The following is a 13,923-nucleotide window of genomic DNA, read 5'->3' as shown; positions in this document are numbered from 1 at the left end:
GGTTCGATGATTCTCGTCAGCTCGGCGCCCGGCGACGGCCATGCCGAAGAGGTCCTGGCCAAGCTCGCCGAGCAGGGCGCGCCGTGCCGTCTCCTCGACCTGTCGTCGTTTCCGCAGCACCTCGCGCTGACCGCCCGCTATCCCCGGAACCGCAATCCGCGGTTCGAGCTGCGGTTTCCGGACGGCGCGATCGTCGATCTCGCGGAGGTCCGCGCTGTCTGGTGGCGACGTCCGCAGCCGTACCGGATCGCTGCCGAGATCACCGACGCCGCCATGCGCCACTTCGCCGCGAGTGAAACCGCGACCGCGGCGGCCGGCATCTGGCAGGCCACCACCTGCCTGTGGGTCAACCATCCGGTCAACGACGCTGCGGCCGCTCACAAACCCTGGCAACTGGCCACCGCGCGATCCGCGGGACTCACCATCCCCGACACCTTGATCACGAACGACCCCGAAGAGGCTCGCTCGTTCTGGGACGCTCACTCGGGAAACGTCGTGTACAAGCCGTTCCGCCAGACTCGTACCGCCTGGCGCGAAACCCGGATGCTCCTGCCCGAGGACGTCTCGGGCATCGAAGCCGTTCACCTGGCCCCGGTCCTCTTCCAGGAGTTGATCGAAGGCGTCGCCGACTTGCGCGTCACGGTGATCGGCGACGAACTGTTCGCGGCAGCCGCTGTGCTGGACGAGGCGGGCTACGCCGTCGACATCCGCTTCAACCCAGGAATCGGTTACCAGCCGCACACACTGCCCGACGAGGTGGTCATCGCGATCTTCCGCCTCATGCGGGCGCTCGGCCTGGAGTACGGCGCCATCGACCTACGACTCACTGCGGGTGGCCAGTACGTGTTCTTCGAGGTCAACCCAGCGGGCCAGTTCCTCTACGTCGAACGCTCCTCCGGCCAGCCCATCACCGCAGCCCTGATCGCCCACCTCCTCAGCGGCAAACCAACCCGAGTCGGTCCGTAACGTCCCCGCCTGATCACTCCGGATGCTTGTCGGCAGCTGTGCACAGCGGGCAAATGAGCGGCGGCGATGATGCGCGGAGTAAGCGCATCCTCTCGAAGGTAGATCTGCGGATGATGCGCGACTGCCATCGCAGACCCTGGCACCAACGTGCGAGCGTTACACCGGTAGCAGATCGTGTCCTGCCGACGAGCCGCCCCTGCAACCCGAAGACCGGCGAGAACACCCCGCGACCGAGCTACAGAAAGTCTCACCTCATAGCCAGTATGACCGAGGTGCTCCGCATGCTGGCGCGGGCCGAGCAAGCGATCCGTTAACTGTCGTCAGCCAAGTCGAGAGTCTAGACGCGTACCTCGACCTTGGCGACGTACTCGTGGCCGTGGACAGCGGCGGAATCGTCGGCCACCTGCCACTGGCGACAACAACCGACGCATCGACGCTCGAACTGAAGAGCAGGGCGTCATCGGCAGCCGCCGCGACACCAGCATCGGTCGGGCGCAGGTCGAGGCGGCGATCGAAGCAGCCAAGCACACGGAGCGGATTGTCGTCAGCAGCGGGCGGCCTCGATGCCTTCCGGGGTGTCCGGCAACTCGTGCAACCGCCGGCGCGGACATCGACAACCTACAGTTCTACCAGCGAAGGGGATTCCGGATCCTGAACGTCGAGCGCGGCGCGTTCGACGCCGCGAACGGATACCCCGAAATGATGCATGTCGACGGCATCCCGCTCCGCGACCGCGTCTGGCTCGGCCAGGAGCCACCACAGCCATCGCGCCGCTGATCTTGCGCACACCTGGTCGCATGGGACCGCGCGGCCGGCAGAGACGATAGAAGATGTGTCGCGAACCGACCAAGTTGATTCACCGCTCGACTTCAGAGCAGCAGCATTCTGGCGATAACTGCCACGACGATGCCTCCGTGAGTCACTTGACCCGAGGGCGGGAGGACTTTGTCGGGAATGCTTTCGCAGCCTGCTCCTTCATCTGTCCATGATCATCGCGGGGCCTCAGCCACGAGCTTGGATTCCTCAGTAACAGCCGTGCTGTCTCGCGCCGCGGCGCCCCGGCCGGCACCATTGTTGACCACATCGGGCCGCGGCAGTGTCTCAAAGCAGCAAACGACTAAGGCTGGAAACGCTGGCGAGTACTCTGATGCGCTGCAGGTCTGCCCCAGGTCGGTGCTGTTGTGTGATTGGGTCAAGATAGGTGGTTGTCATCGGGTCGATCACGCCGCCTCGGCAACCCCGAACCCGGACAACTGGCGCGCAGGAAGAATTTCCCAGCTGTTGACAGCCGCGTATCTCAGGATCACCCTCAAAATACCGCGGCACGAGGGGGGAGCCAAATGCCGGGTCGAGAGGCGTTCGCAGTACCCGGCGATGCGCCGGATGAGGTGAAGGACCGTGCAGAGCGACCTGCCCGCGCGCCGGCTTCCGATCCACGGCTCAACGTTCCAAGTCCTGATCTGCCGCCACGTCGAGGCATACCAAGGCACCGGCTGGTCGCGATCGGTGACTCGTTGACGCACGGTTTCCAGAGCGGGGCTGTATTCAACACCGATATCTCCTACCCGGCGATCATTGCGTATGAGCTCGGCTGGCTCGACAGGTACCGCTATCCGCGCTACCTGGGGTACGGAGGCCTCCCGCTGAACATGGAGCTCCTCCTGAGGCAGCTCGAGACCAAGTTCGGCTCGACATTCAGCCCGTGGGAAATCGCTCTTGCGCTGTTCGCCGCCAGAGGATTCATGGACCGTGTCGAAGATTACTGGGAGCGTGGACCTGGCGGCCGGCCGCCGATGACCAGCGCCTATAACCACGCGCTCGCTGTCTACGGCTGGGACCTGCGCGATGCATTGAGCCAGACGTTCGAGACTTGCGCAGCGCGGATCACAACACCGAAGGACGACCTGATCAACCAGATCGTCCAGAACAACAACGACCGGGCCGCCATGTCGGTCTATCCGCACTGGTCGGACGAGACGAAGGCGATGTCGCTGTTCGACGCTGCTGCCGAACTCGGGGCAGAGCCCGACGCCTCGAGCGAATGTGGTATCGAGACCCTTATCGTGTTCCTCGGCGCGAACAATGCACTGAAATGCGTGACGCAACTGCAGGTCAGGTGGAGCGGCGAGAATTATCAAGACCTGAGGGAGAAGGAAGAATATACGGTGTGGCGGCCGGACCACTTCCGCCATGAGCTCGCCGAGATTGTTGCCGCGATCAAGACAATCAAGGCGCGGCACGTGATTCTTTGCGCAGTACCTCACGTCACAATTCCGCCTATCACTCGAGGAATAGGGCGGAAGGTCGCGGAAAAGTCACCATACTTCCCGTACTACACCCGACCGTGGATCAAGGAGTCCGAGTTCGATCCGCACGAGGACAAGAACATCACTGGGCAGGAAGCATTCGCTGTCGACATGGCTATCGACCTCTACAACGAGGCCATCGAGCGGGCGGTACTGGATGCACGGCAAGGCGTGGACGGTACCGCGCGGGACTGGTACCTGCTTGACACCGCCGGCCTCCTCGATCGGATGGCGGCCCGCCGGTACATCGAGGACGCGAACGCGCGCCCGCCGTGGTGGACGCCTTACCCGCTGCCTCCGCAGCTCAAGTCATTGGCACCACCAATCGACTCCCGATTCCTCACTGGCCATGGCCAGGGTGGCCGGGCGTCGGGCGGACTGTTCTCGCTAGACGGAGTACACCCGACAACGGTCTGCTACGGCATCCTCGCCCAAGAGACGATCAACATCATGCGCCTCGCCGGCGTTCAGTTCGCCAGCCCAACCGGTCATGCGCGCCCTGACCCGGTCACCGTCGACTTCGACCGCCTCCTGCTCCTCGACAGCTTGGTCCAGCGCCCACCCCAAACCATCACGCCCACCCTCGATGTCCTCCGCTGGGGCGACGAGAAGCTTGACTGGGTTAAACGCACCCTGACCCACGCCCTGTGACCAATCCACCAGTACGACGCAGCGAGGGAACCGAATGGGTGGCTTATATGCGCTGATCATCGGCGTGAGCGCGTACCCGCACCTGGACGGCGGGACCGCACCCGCCCGCAGAACGTACCGCATGGGCCAGTTGAGCGCCGCCGCGTTGACCGCACACCGCATCGCCGACTGGCTCGAGGAAGCCGACGGGCGCCTGGCCGCTCCGTACCGCGGCTGTCGGCTCCTGCTCTCGCCGAGCCCTGGGGAGCTCGACGTACTCACCCGGCAGCGGGACCACCTTCCTGCGACCCTCGAGCAAATGCGGGCGCAGGCGCTGCTATGGCGCGAGGAGGTATGCAGCGACCCTGACAACGTCGCGTTCTTCTACTTCGCCGGCCACGGCGTCCAGCGCACGCGTCGGGATGCGGTGCTGCTGATGGAGGACTTCGCCGACAGCGAGCTCGGGAATCCACTCGCCAAGGCCGTCGATCTGCAGAACCTCTTCCGCGGAATGGCTCCGACAGCAGCTCGGCCCGACATGGCTATGAACCAGTTGTGGTTTGTGGACGCGTGCCGTGGTTTTCCGAGTGAGTTCGACAACTTCGAGATCCTGACTGCGCAGGAGATCTTTGCCATCGAGCTCTCGGACGTCGATCTCCGCAATGCGCCGCTGTACTACGGTGCGCTGCCGGGAACCAATGCCTACTCGATCAGCCAGCAGAGCACGATCATGGGACGCGCCCTGCTGGAATGCCTGCAGGGCGGGGCTGGCGAGAAGCGAGCCGGTTCGCGCGAATGGTGGGTGACGACCGGCACGTTGCTGCGCGGACTTCAACAATTGGTCGAGGAAGAAGGAACGCAGGAGATCTGGGACGGCGGGCAAATGCCACGACCGAACACCCGGATCGCGCGCGTCGACGGAACGCCGGAGGTCCGGGTACGGATGGAGCTCTCGCCAGCACGAGCCGCGAACAGGATCTCGCTGGCGGTGCATCGCACGATGGACGGGGCGGCGATGGCAGTGCCGTCCCCGCTTCACCCCAACCCCTTCGAGGGCCGCTGGCCGGCCGGTATGTACCGCCTGACCTGCCAGCCGTCGAACGCCGCCATCCCCGATGAAGAGTGGGCCGTAGTCCCGCCCTTGTTCCCATGGAAGGGTGAGCTGTCGTGACCGCCGTACGGTTCGAGGTCGGTCACCGAAATCAAGTCGTTCCGATCGACGTCTACACCGACGACCTCACGCTTGTCGGACATGTTCTCAGCTCGGAAGATTCGATGGACTTGAGCACCGGCTCATACCTCGCGATCGCGCGAGACGAAGCAGGTCGTGAGGTGCACGCCAGGTTCGAGGTGCTTTCAGACGCGAAGGTCCAGGTTGTGGGCCTGCAACCACCGTCACCGAGAGACTCGCACCCGGCCCGGGCGGCAGTCGTGTTGGCGGCAGTCGTTCTGGCCATTGCTGCGGTGGTACGCCGCATCAGCAAACCGCAGATCACTCGCTGCGCAAACGCCGTCGTTCTCCGCACCTGGAGGCTGCGCTCAGAATGTGTACGAGCCCCGGCAAAGGCTTGGCGCTTCCTCACGGTCGAACTCGGCAAGAACGGCGATGGTCGCCCAGAGCTTGACGTCCGTCTCCTGAACGTGGAGGCCGACAATCTGCTCCGCTCGCTCGATGCCGGCGAATTCGGACGCGCCGAGGTCCTCTCGACCTCACAAGCGCTCTCTGCCGAAGACCTGCTCGGCGGCAAACGCACAGATCCGATCGCGGCGGCAGCAGGAGGGTATGCCCTGCTGCGGATGAGCCAACTAGATCGGCTGCACGACTGGACGCAGAACCTGCTTGACTGGTTTCCCTGGCTATCCGACGGTGCGGTGATTCACGCGGAACTTCTTGCCCGGCGCGGTCAACATGCGGACGCGATGGCAGAACTCTGCGAACTTCCAGCACGAGGTCTTCCGGTCTTCAGCACAGGTGTGTCCCTGGCAGCAGACCGACTCCGGCTGTACACCGGTGTCTGGCCGAACGACACCCGTCTCGTCGCTGCACTGACGTACTTGAGCAGATTTGCAGTTGCCGTCGACTTCACCCGGCCCGTCACCACCTACACCTGCAGAGATCCGGATACACCCGTCCCCCCGGGTTCACGACGCCCGCTGTCCATACCCAGCCGGCCGGCGACGGGCCGCACCATCGCAGGATTCAAGGACACGTTGAGGAGATTGGCAACAATGGACCGAGCCAAGATGATCTTTGCCGCAGTCGTCACCGCCATCTTCATCGCGGGCGCCATCCTGCTCATCACCAGAGCGGATTCCTCCAACCCAGACCAGTGGGCGCGGTTGGTCTATGTCTTCGGGGCCTTCGAGGCCATCGCCTTTACCGCGGTCGGATGGGTCTTCGGCGCAGAGGTCAACCGCCAGCGCGCAGACAGCGCCGAGAAACGCGCAGACCAAGCAACGCAAGAGAAGGACACAGAGGCGGAGAAGGGCCGCACGCTGGCCGGGATGGTGATCGGCAGGGGCTCTACAGGGCAACCCGGACGCCCGCGCTTGGAGGCTCAGGGCGGTGACACACCAAGTGTGGCATCCGACCCAGCGGTCGACTATGCCCGGACCGCCTACAACATCAACATCTGACCCCGCGCTGTGCATTGTCGGAGCTCTTGCGAACCGTGGTGGCGCCAGCCGGTGAATGGAGAAGAGACGAACTGTCACGACTGAGCAAAGTGGCGCGGCGCCATGGGCAGAACTACCGCCAGATGCAGACGACGCCAGGGCGGGCGGTGCCGGCCCAGGCGAACTGCATGGCAGTGACGACATCAGGACCGCCCTGATTGGCGCGGGACGTTCACGGTCAAGCTCGTCCACTCGCCGGTCCGGTGCCAGGACCTTACCAGCTTCCAGCCTGCAGGTCAGCAGGGTCACCTCGAGACCGGCGGTTGCGTTGCTGGCCAGGTCATACACGAGACTGGTCACGCCGCCGGTATGGCACGAACAGTCACGGGAGGACCGCGACGCGTTCATCACAATAAGGTGGAACAACATTCCGCCCGGCAAGAGCAGCCAGTTCAATCAGCACATCAGCGATGGCGACGACATCGGCCCATACGACTTCGACTCCGTCATGCGCGACGGCGCAACGGCGTTCGGAAAACTGGACACGACTGGCAACCCAACAACCACGATCGTTCCGAAGACGGCGTTACCGGCGGGTCTCTCGCTTGGGCAACGCAACCACCTGAGCATCGGTGACCGTGGGACGGTCGCCTGGATGTGCGGCAACGTGTACCCACGCGCCCGGAACTCATGGTGCGGCCGGTTCCGCGGCCCACCCCGAGACCAACCTTCTGTACTACTCGCCGGCCAAGCGCCGCTGGTATATCACTGCGGGCACGAACACATGGACCTTCCGCGACATCGGCAGCACCGCCAATTTCGGTGACATCGCTGATGGACGACCGCTCTGGGCTGGTGATTTTGCCGGAAACGGGAAGGCCGACATCATGTTCTACTCGCCCAGCGACGACAACTGGTGGCTCGGTTCGATAAGCGAGGTGGCGAGCGAGAACGCCGAGTGCGCGCAGCTGCGCAGCCAGATCTTTACCAGCCGCAGGGATATCGCAACCCTCCAGGCAACCAAGTCTGGCCTCGACCCTAAGAGCCCTGTCGACCTGGCGGAGACCCGAGAGGTCAACCAGCAGATCACTGCGCTAAACCAGCACATATCCGCAACGAACGCGAGGATGGCGACCCTGTCGTCCGCTCACGCCGGACCCGGAGGAAAGCAGTTGGTATGGACCTTCGTCGGGAAACGCGTGGGCTGGGCACGGGATCAACGACGGGCGCCCATTCTGGATCGGTGACTTCACCGAGGCCGGCAGAGCCGACGTGCTGTTCCACTTTCACGGCGGCCTTAACTGGGTGCGCGGTAGCATTGCCGGCGGCAACCTAAGATGGACACTGGCGGCCACCTGGTGATTTAGGCTCCACCTTGCGTGGACCAGGCATCCGCATCCGCACGAGCTTAATTAAGCACGTTGTCCCTCAGCGGCCCATCGTAACGTCTGCCCGAGCGACCAATCCGCCCGCATACTGCGTGGACGCGGAAGGCATCCGACCGTTGGCGCATGTCTGACCATCCTGGTCCTGGCGGCAGCGGCTTGGCCTTGATGTCCGACCACATTGACAGATGGCTCGACGTGGCCATCGTGCTCTGCATTCGCGGCGTGCTCCATCCACCGCAAGCGCGCTACCGAGCACAAGCCGCGACCTGGTCCACCCATCAACGAAGACCCGAGGTCGACGAGTACGGGAGAAGGCCTGGGACGACCTAGCCGCCTGGACCAACCAAAGGACGGTCCGAGCCTTCGCCGACTGCCGTGAGCGCAAGTGAGGCGCTCAACTGTTGGCCTTCAGGTGGTGTTGGGTGTGCAGTTTAGCGAGCCAGGCGGCGAAGGCGCCGAGGTCTCCGACGTTCGTTTGAGGAATGTGGAGTTTGGTCCCGCGCGTGGAGGAGATCGTCAGGTACGGGGCGGCGAGGCCGTTGGTGGGGGTAACGAGCGTGGCACCCTCGAACTCGGACCACCGGATCTGACGCCACCAAGCGAAGCGAATGCCGGCAGCGTTGACGGTCGCCCGCGGGTGGCCGAGGAGGAACAAGACGGCGAGCGCGACACAACCGGCGAGGAGCGCGGCGAGGAGCCCCACTCGGATGGTGAACCAGGTCCCGCGAGTATCGAGGTCCCGGACGACCGAGACGATCGGGATGCCGGCTAGCGTCAGCACGACGACCAGCCCGCCGAAGGCCAGCGCGCGCCGGACCGCGAAGACCACTCGGCCGGAACGGTGCAACTCCGCGTCCCAGACGCTGATGTCCTGATTCCCCATCACCATGATTCGATCCCTCCAGGCGCAACTGTAATCGCACGTGCCCGGATCCCAGACGAGGACCGCCGCGACGAATCACCGCCGCCACCGTCCTCCGATGCCGTCGACGCTCACCACCGTGTACCGCTAGGTGTGATGGGGGCGGCGGGTCCAGTAGACGGTTTACTACGGCGGGACGGGTGCTTGTACTCCGCGGATCTCGTGAGGGATTCCGCTTCGGTGCCGGAGCGCGGTGGCGATGGCGCCGGCGATGAAGCCCAGCCCACTGCTCCTACCCTCCTGCCTCTCGGTTGGGCTGCTGGTTTTCAGGCGGGGGGATTGTCGGGTTGAGGAGGAGTAGGCCTTTGGGGAGCGTGTCGGCCCAGGCGGCCAGTTCGGGGGTGACTTGGACGGGTAGGGCTGTGGCGAAGGGCTGGCCGTGGGGGTCGGAGGTGCCGGTGCCGAAGACTTCCAGTCGCCACTCCTGGAAGTGGGCACGGAGGACGTCGCGGACCTCGTCCAGTTGGGCGCGGGTGAAGCGGCTTCGGACTACGCAGAGCTGACCTGGGAGGCTTGCGGACAGCCTGCGGGCGACCGCTTCGACGTCGGTGGCGGCTACGACGAGGACTTCCTGGTCTTCCGAGGGGCGGAAGACCGCCCGATGGACCATCGCCCCGGACGATTCCAGGTCGCGGATGTCCAGGTCCAGATCCGAGACCGCGCTATGTGGCCAGCCCTCGTACCAGCTCACATTGTGTGGCCAGCCCTCGGGAGGTGGCGGGCATGGTGGGTGGGTCTTGTCCGCACGTGGCTGTGGAGGAGGGCTTTCCGGAGTCTGTGTCTCGACCTCGATGCTCTCGTCACCGAGCCGTACCTGCTCACCGGGGCGGGGGCATGCCACCTCCCGACCACGGTGATGTGGCCCGGGACCTGATTCGGACCGAACTCGGAGGGGACGGCCGCTGCGTCGGCACAGATCAGGCGGATCGACAGACAAAACTTCCGACCGGGCGGTTTGATCGTCAGATCGTGGACGCGTTGCAGGTCCAGCCAGTCGCCGTCCGGGCCGGACACGCGAGATGGTCGGCCATCGCCGTACCGCGGCATGTTGTCGGCCGCCACCACCGCGACGCCGCGCTCGAGCCCCAGAGCATCCAGGACGCCCTCCAACGCGGCGACGGCATGGCCGCCCGCGAAGCGGCGACCGTCCACATCGACCGGACCCTCGAAGGCATGCGCTCCGGCATCCTCCGCCGCGTGGCCGGCTAGCCGCGGCCTGACGAAACCTCGTCTGGCATGGCAAGAGGTAGTCACTCCACTCGCGGCGGCGGGCGAGTGTGACCTGCCCAGTCGTGTCGCTCAAGGCTTTGCGGTTGTGAGCGTGTCAGCGGGCCGGATGCGGCCGTCATGGACTTCGACGGATTGGTCGGCGGTGGTTAGGTGGGTGTGGTCGTGGGTGACGAGGACGGTGGCGGTGGACTGTTCGTGGGTCAGGCGGGCGATCAGGTCGATGACTGCTGCGCCTCGTTCGTGGTCGAGGGCGCTGGTCGGCTCGTCGACCAGGAGGACTGTGGGGTTGTTCATCAGGGCGCGGGCGATGTTGATGCGCTGGCGTTGGCCTCCGGACAGTTGGTGCGGGCGGCGTCCGCCGTACCGGGCCATGCCCACGGCGTCGAGCAGCTCCATCGCGCGGGCGCGAGCCTTGGACGGTTGGCGGCCGTCGATCTGGGCCATGACCTGGAGTTGCTCGGCGGCGGTGAGTGAGGGCAGCAGGTTGGGCTGCTGGAAGACGATGCCGATGGACTTGCGGCGCAGGTTGGTGAGTTCTGCGCGGCTGAGTCGGGTGGTCGGCGTGCCGTCGATGGTGACCGTACCGGAGTCGGGCCTGATCAGCGTCGCCGCTACCGCCAGCAGACTGGACTTGCCCGAGCCGGACGGGCCGATCACCGCGGTGAGGCAGCCTCTCGGAACCTCCAGCCCGACATTGTCGAGCGCCGTCAGACGCGTGTCGCCGTCTGGGTACGTGAGAGTGATGTCGGTCAGGATCAGGCTCATCGGACGCCTCCCAAAGCGGTCAGGGGGTCGACGGAGGTGATGCGGCGGATAGCAAGCGCGGCCCCGAGCGCGCCGAGCAGGACCAGCACGACGGCCGGCAGGAGAATGCTGGCCGGAGTGAGCAGGAAAGGTACGGCGGAACCCGACACGAGCGCGCCGACAACGGCCGCAATGCTGGTTCCGATCAGCGTGCCGCCGACCAGGAGAACCACAGCTTGACCCAACGCGTCCTTGAGTAGGGTCGCCGTGGAGGCGCCGAGTGCCTTGAGTACGGCGACGTCGCCGCTGCGCTGAATTGTCCACACGGTAAAGAAGGCACCGATGACGAGCGCCGAGATCGCGACGAGAAACCCGCGCATGAGCTGCAGCGAGCCGTTCTCGGAGGTGTAGGAGCCGATCGCGGACAGTGAGTCCTTGGTCGACACTGTTCTGGTACCTGCCGCTTGATCTCCGGCCGCGAGATCGACTGCAGAGGTGGTGGTGAGAGCAATCACAGTGGCCGCGGGCCGAACATCGGATCGCGGCGCGATCTTCTGCCACGTGTCCAGAGAGATCCAGATGACAGGCGTGTGGCTGAACGAAGCATCCCCCTGCACCGCGGAGACCTCCAGCTCCTGTCCAGCCAGCGACAGCGTGCCACCGGGAACCAGGCCGAGGTCCTCGGCAGCCGCTGCGGAGAGCACGACAGACCTCCCGTCGACCTTGCCGCCGTCAGGCGCGAGACGGGAGCCAGGCTGGACGCCGAACGCGGAGACTCCGATGCTCTTGTCACCGGCAGTGGCCTTGGTGGTGATGATCCCCAGCGGCTCGGACCTCGCCACTCCAGGTACCTTCGACCACTCCAGCCACTGTTTTTCCGTGACGGTCGAGTTGGAGTACGACAGCTTCTGCCCACCGCTCGGTGCTTGGAAAGCGATCTTGTCGGCCGGCAGACCTGTGATCGCGGAGATGTTCTGCTGCCCCAGACCGGCGGTCAGGCCCGACAGCAGGCCGACCAGCAGTGTGATCAGAACTATGACTGTAGCCATCAGGGCGAACCGCCCCTTGGCGAATCTCAGATCTCTCCAGGCAACGAACACGGCGGCCTTCCAGCGATAGAAGATGTGATGTCTTCCAGCCTCGCCGCCGGCCGACGCCTACGCATCTGGCACGGGACAGCACTCTCCGGGCCGAAACGCAGGGCGCCGCCTGTAACTTTCGATGGATGTCCCAACGTGTCCGGCTCCGTAGTCTGGAGACATTGTGAGGACTTCTGCCCTGACCCCAACCAGCCGAACTCTGATGTGGTGCCTGCACCTGCTGATCATCGGTCTGCTCGCGCTTGCCGCCACCCGCGCCGTGATCGACAGCCGACCCAACGCCGGCTGGATCGTTGCCTTGGCCGCCGGATGCGGGCTGGCGTACGCCGTCGGGCCGCTGCTGCCCCGCGTCCGCGTCTCGAAGACTGCGGCTGCGTGGTGGCTGGCGGTTGTCGGGCTGGTGTGGCTGGCGCTGCTGGCCCTGTCCCCTGACGGCGTGTGGGTCGCCTTCCCGTTGTACTTCCTCCAACTGCACCTGCTGCCTCGCAGGGCTGGTTTGGTCGCCGTACTCGTCACCGCAGCTGCGGCCATTTCCGGTTTCGCTGCCCACCAGCACTCATTCAGCCCGGCTGTCGCGATCGGACCGGCGCTTGGCGCTGCTGTAGCCGTGGCGGTCGTACGGGGCTACCAGGCCTTGTACCGCGAGAGCGAAGAACGTAGGCGTCTGATCGATGACCTGACTGCCACCCGGGCTGACCTAGCCACCGCTCAGCACAACGCAGGAATGCTGGCCGAGCGCGAACGCCTTGCGCGCGAGATCCACGACACTCTCGCGCAGGGCCTGTCGAGTATCCACCTCCTGCTGAGCGCCGCGGAACGTGCGCTACCTGATCGTCCCGAGGTCGCCGGCCCGCAGGTGGCCCAAGCCCGCCAGACCGCAGGGGACAATCTCGCCGAGGCCCGCCGCTTCGTGGCTGCACTCACACCGCCCGCGCTCGAGCGGAACTCGCTCGCCGGAGCGCTCGAGCGGCTGTGCACCGCGACTTCCGCTCAGCTTCGGCTGACCGCGCGGTGGAGCAGCAGTGGCGAGCCGGTGCCGCTGTCGACCGAGCAGGAGGTAGCGCTGCTACGCATCGCTCAGTCCGCCCTCGCCAACACGGTCCAACACGCAGAAGCCACAACAGTCGACGTCGCACTCGACTACCTCGGCGACCGCGTCGCAGTCCGGATCGCCGACAACGGCGTGGGCTTCGACCCAATTCGTCGGATCGCCCCTTCTGATACCGGCGGCTTCGGGATTGCCGCCATGCGTGCCCGGATGGAGGAACTCGGCGGGAGTCTGCACGTCGGATCCAGCCCACAGCGTGGCACCACGCTGGTGGCCGAGTTGCCACTCGCCGTCCCTGCCAAGACCGAGGCTCCTGCGTGACCGACACCCCGATCCGCGTCCTCCTCGCCGACGACCACCCGATCGTCCGGGCCGGGCTGCGCGCCGTACTCGACACCGAAGCCGGCCTCGCGGTCGTCGCCGAGGCCGCTACCGCCGAGGACGCCGTCGCCCGCTGCGCCGAAGGTGGCATCGACGTGGTCCTGATGGACCTGCAGTTCGGCACACGCATGAGCGGCGCCGAGGCAACGGCTCTGATCACAGCCCATCCTGCCGCCCCGCGCGTACTCGTGGTGACGACCTACGGCTCCGACGCGGACGTCCTCCCCGCGATCGAAGCCGGTGCCACCGGCTACCTGCTCAAGGACGCCGCACCAGACGAACTCGCAACCGCCGTACGAACCGCCGCCGCCGGCCGTACCAGCCTCGCCCCAGCCATCGCCGACCGGCTGATGAACAGACTCCGTACGCCGATCACGGCGCTCACCCGGCGCGAAACCGAGGTCCTCGCTCTGGTAGCCGAAGGCCTCTCCAACCGGGCGATCGCCGACCGCCTCCACCTCACCGAAGGCACCGTCAAATCGCACCTGGCCCGCATCTACACCAAGCTCGACGTCGACTCCCGCACAGCCGCCCTGGCCACCGCCACTCAGCTAGGCCTCATCCGCCGCTAATCCCGGCGTCGACCTGGAGA

General features: G+C 65.5%; 12 protein-coding genes and 1 pseudogene. 9 read left to right on the top strand and 4 right to left on the bottom strand.

All coding sequences use genetic code 11. The features are described from left to right. Window positions 1-6: 6 nt before the first annotated feature. From AB0I12_RS05025 to AB0I12_RS05000, 6 genes and pseudogenes are all read left to right on the top strand, one after another. Window positions 7-966: an MvdC/MvdD family ATP grasp protein gene (locus tag AB0I12_RS05025; protein ID WP_359924703.1), complete on the top strand. Its 960-nt coding sequence runs from the start codon at window positions 7-9 to the stop codon at window positions 964-966. Window positions 967-2,480: 1,514 nt separating this feature from the next. After that, the gene (locus AB0I12_RS05020) at window positions 2,481-3,923 is read left to right on the top strand and encodes a hypothetical protein (RefSeq protein WP_359924701.1); all 1,443 of its coding nucleotides are present in this window, start codon (window positions 2,481-2,483) and stop codon (window positions 3,921-3,923) included. A 34-nt stretch (window positions 3,924-3,957) separates the two neighbouring features. Continuing rightward, window positions 3,958-5,073 (top strand): caspase family protein, encoded by a 1,116-nt coding sequence (locus tag AB0I12_RS05015; RefSeq protein ID WP_359924699.1) that lies wholly within the window; start codon window positions 3,958-3,960, stop codon window positions 5,071-5,073. Next, a complete protein-coding gene (locus AB0I12_RS05010) occupies window positions 5,070-6,539 on the top strand; it encodes a hypothetical protein (RefSeq protein ID WP_359924696.1) in 1,470 nt (489 codons plus the stop codon). The genes AB0I12_RS05015 and AB0I12_RS05010 overlap by 4 nt, the downstream gene beginning before the upstream one ends. Window positions 6,540-6,594: 55 nt before the next feature. Continuing rightward, window positions 6,595-7,104 (top strand): annotated as a pseudogene (locus AB0I12_RS05005) (M12 family metallopeptidase); the annotation flags it as partial. Window positions 7,105-7,150: 46 nt separating this feature from the next. Beyond that, complete coding sequence (locus AB0I12_RS05000) at window positions 7,151-7,765, top strand: hypothetical protein (RefSeq protein WP_359925140.1); 615 nt, start codon at window positions 7,151-7,153, stop codon at window positions 7,763-7,765. A gap of 535 nt (window positions 7,766-8,300) precedes the next feature. On the opposite strand, the gene AB0I12_RS04995 is transcribed toward AB0I12_RS05000, so the two are convergent. Then, complete coding sequence (locus AB0I12_RS04995; RefSeq protein WP_359924694.1) at window positions 8,301-8,795, bottom strand: hypothetical protein; 495 nt, start codon at window positions 8,793-8,795, stop codon at window positions 8,301-8,303. A gap of 265 nt (window positions 8,796-9,060) precedes the next feature. Continuing rightward, window positions 9,061-9,519, bottom strand: a complete 459-nt coding sequence (locus tag AB0I12_RS04990; RefSeq protein ID WP_359924691.1) for a hypothetical protein — start codon at window positions 9,517-9,519, stop codon at window positions 9,061-9,063. 278 nt (window positions 9,520-9,797) lie between these two features. Here AB0I12_RS04990 and AB0I12_RS04985 point away from each other — a divergent pair, with 278 nt between their 5' ends. Continuing rightward, window positions 9,798-10,037 carry a hypothetical protein gene (locus tag AB0I12_RS04985; RefSeq protein ID WP_359924688.1) on the top strand — a complete coding sequence of 80 codons (240 nt, stop codon included), beginning with the start codon at window positions 9,798-9,800 and terminating at the stop codon, window positions 10,035-10,037. Between the two features lie 90 nt (window positions 10,038-10,127). Here the strand turns inward: AB0I12_RS04985 and AB0I12_RS04980 are convergent, their stop codons facing one another. Beyond that, window positions 10,128-10,823: an ABC transporter ATP-binding protein gene (locus AB0I12_RS04980; protein WP_359924685.1), complete on the bottom strand. Its 696-nt coding sequence runs from the start codon at window positions 10,821-10,823 to the stop codon at window positions 10,128-10,130. Next, complete coding sequence (locus AB0I12_RS04975) at window positions 10,820-11,902, bottom strand: ABC transporter permease (RefSeq protein WP_359924683.1); 1,083 nt, start codon at window positions 11,900-11,902, stop codon at window positions 10,820-10,822. Before AB0I12_RS04975 ends, AB0I12_RS04980 begins: the two co-directional genes overlap by 4 nt. Before the next feature lie 163 nt (window positions 11,903-12,065). Here AB0I12_RS04975 and AB0I12_RS04970 point away from each other — a divergent pair, with 163 nt between their 5' ends. Both AB0I12_RS04970 and AB0I12_RS04965 read left to right on the top strand, forming a co-directional pair. Next, window positions 12,066-13,271: a sensor histidine kinase gene (locus AB0I12_RS04970; RefSeq protein WP_359924681.1), complete on the top strand. Its 1,206-nt coding sequence runs from the start codon at window positions 12,066-12,068 to the stop codon at window positions 13,269-13,271. Continuing rightward, window positions 13,268-13,903 (top strand): response regulator transcription factor, encoded by a 636-nt coding sequence (locus tag AB0I12_RS04965; protein ID WP_359924679.1) that lies wholly within the window; start codon window positions 13,268-13,270, stop codon window positions 13,901-13,903. Before AB0I12_RS04970 ends, AB0I12_RS04965 begins: the two co-directional genes overlap by 4 nt. The last annotated feature ends 20 nt before the right edge of the window (window positions 13,904-13,923 follow it).

Source organism: Kribbella sp. NPDC050459 (assembly GCF_040655315.1).
In the GTDB taxonomy this organism is placed as follows: Bacteria; Actinomycetota; Actinomycetes; order Propionibacteriales; family Kribbellaceae; genus Kribbella.
The sequence above is the reverse complement of the archived record's forward strand: the minus strand, read 5'-3'. Positions and strand labels throughout refer to the sequence as shown.

Excerpts from the sequence above, each read along its gene's own strand:
- AB0I12_RS04995 (WP_359924694.1), bottom strand. The coding sequence starts at position 8,795 with ATGGTGATGGGGAATCAGGACATCAGCGTCTGGGACGCGGAGTTGCAC.
- AB0I12_RS05015 (WP_359924699.1), top strand. The coding sequence starts at position 3,958 with ATGGGTGGCTTATATGCGCTGATCATCGGCGTGAGCGCGTACCCGCAC.
- AB0I12_RS05025 (WP_359924703.1), top strand. The coding sequence starts at position 7 with ATGATTCTCGTCAGCTCGGCGCCCGGCGACGGCCATGCCGAAGAGGTC.
- AB0I12_RS04980 (WP_359924685.1), bottom strand. The coding sequence starts at position 10,823 with ATGAGCCTGATCCTGACCGACATCACTCTCACGTACCCAGACGGCGAC.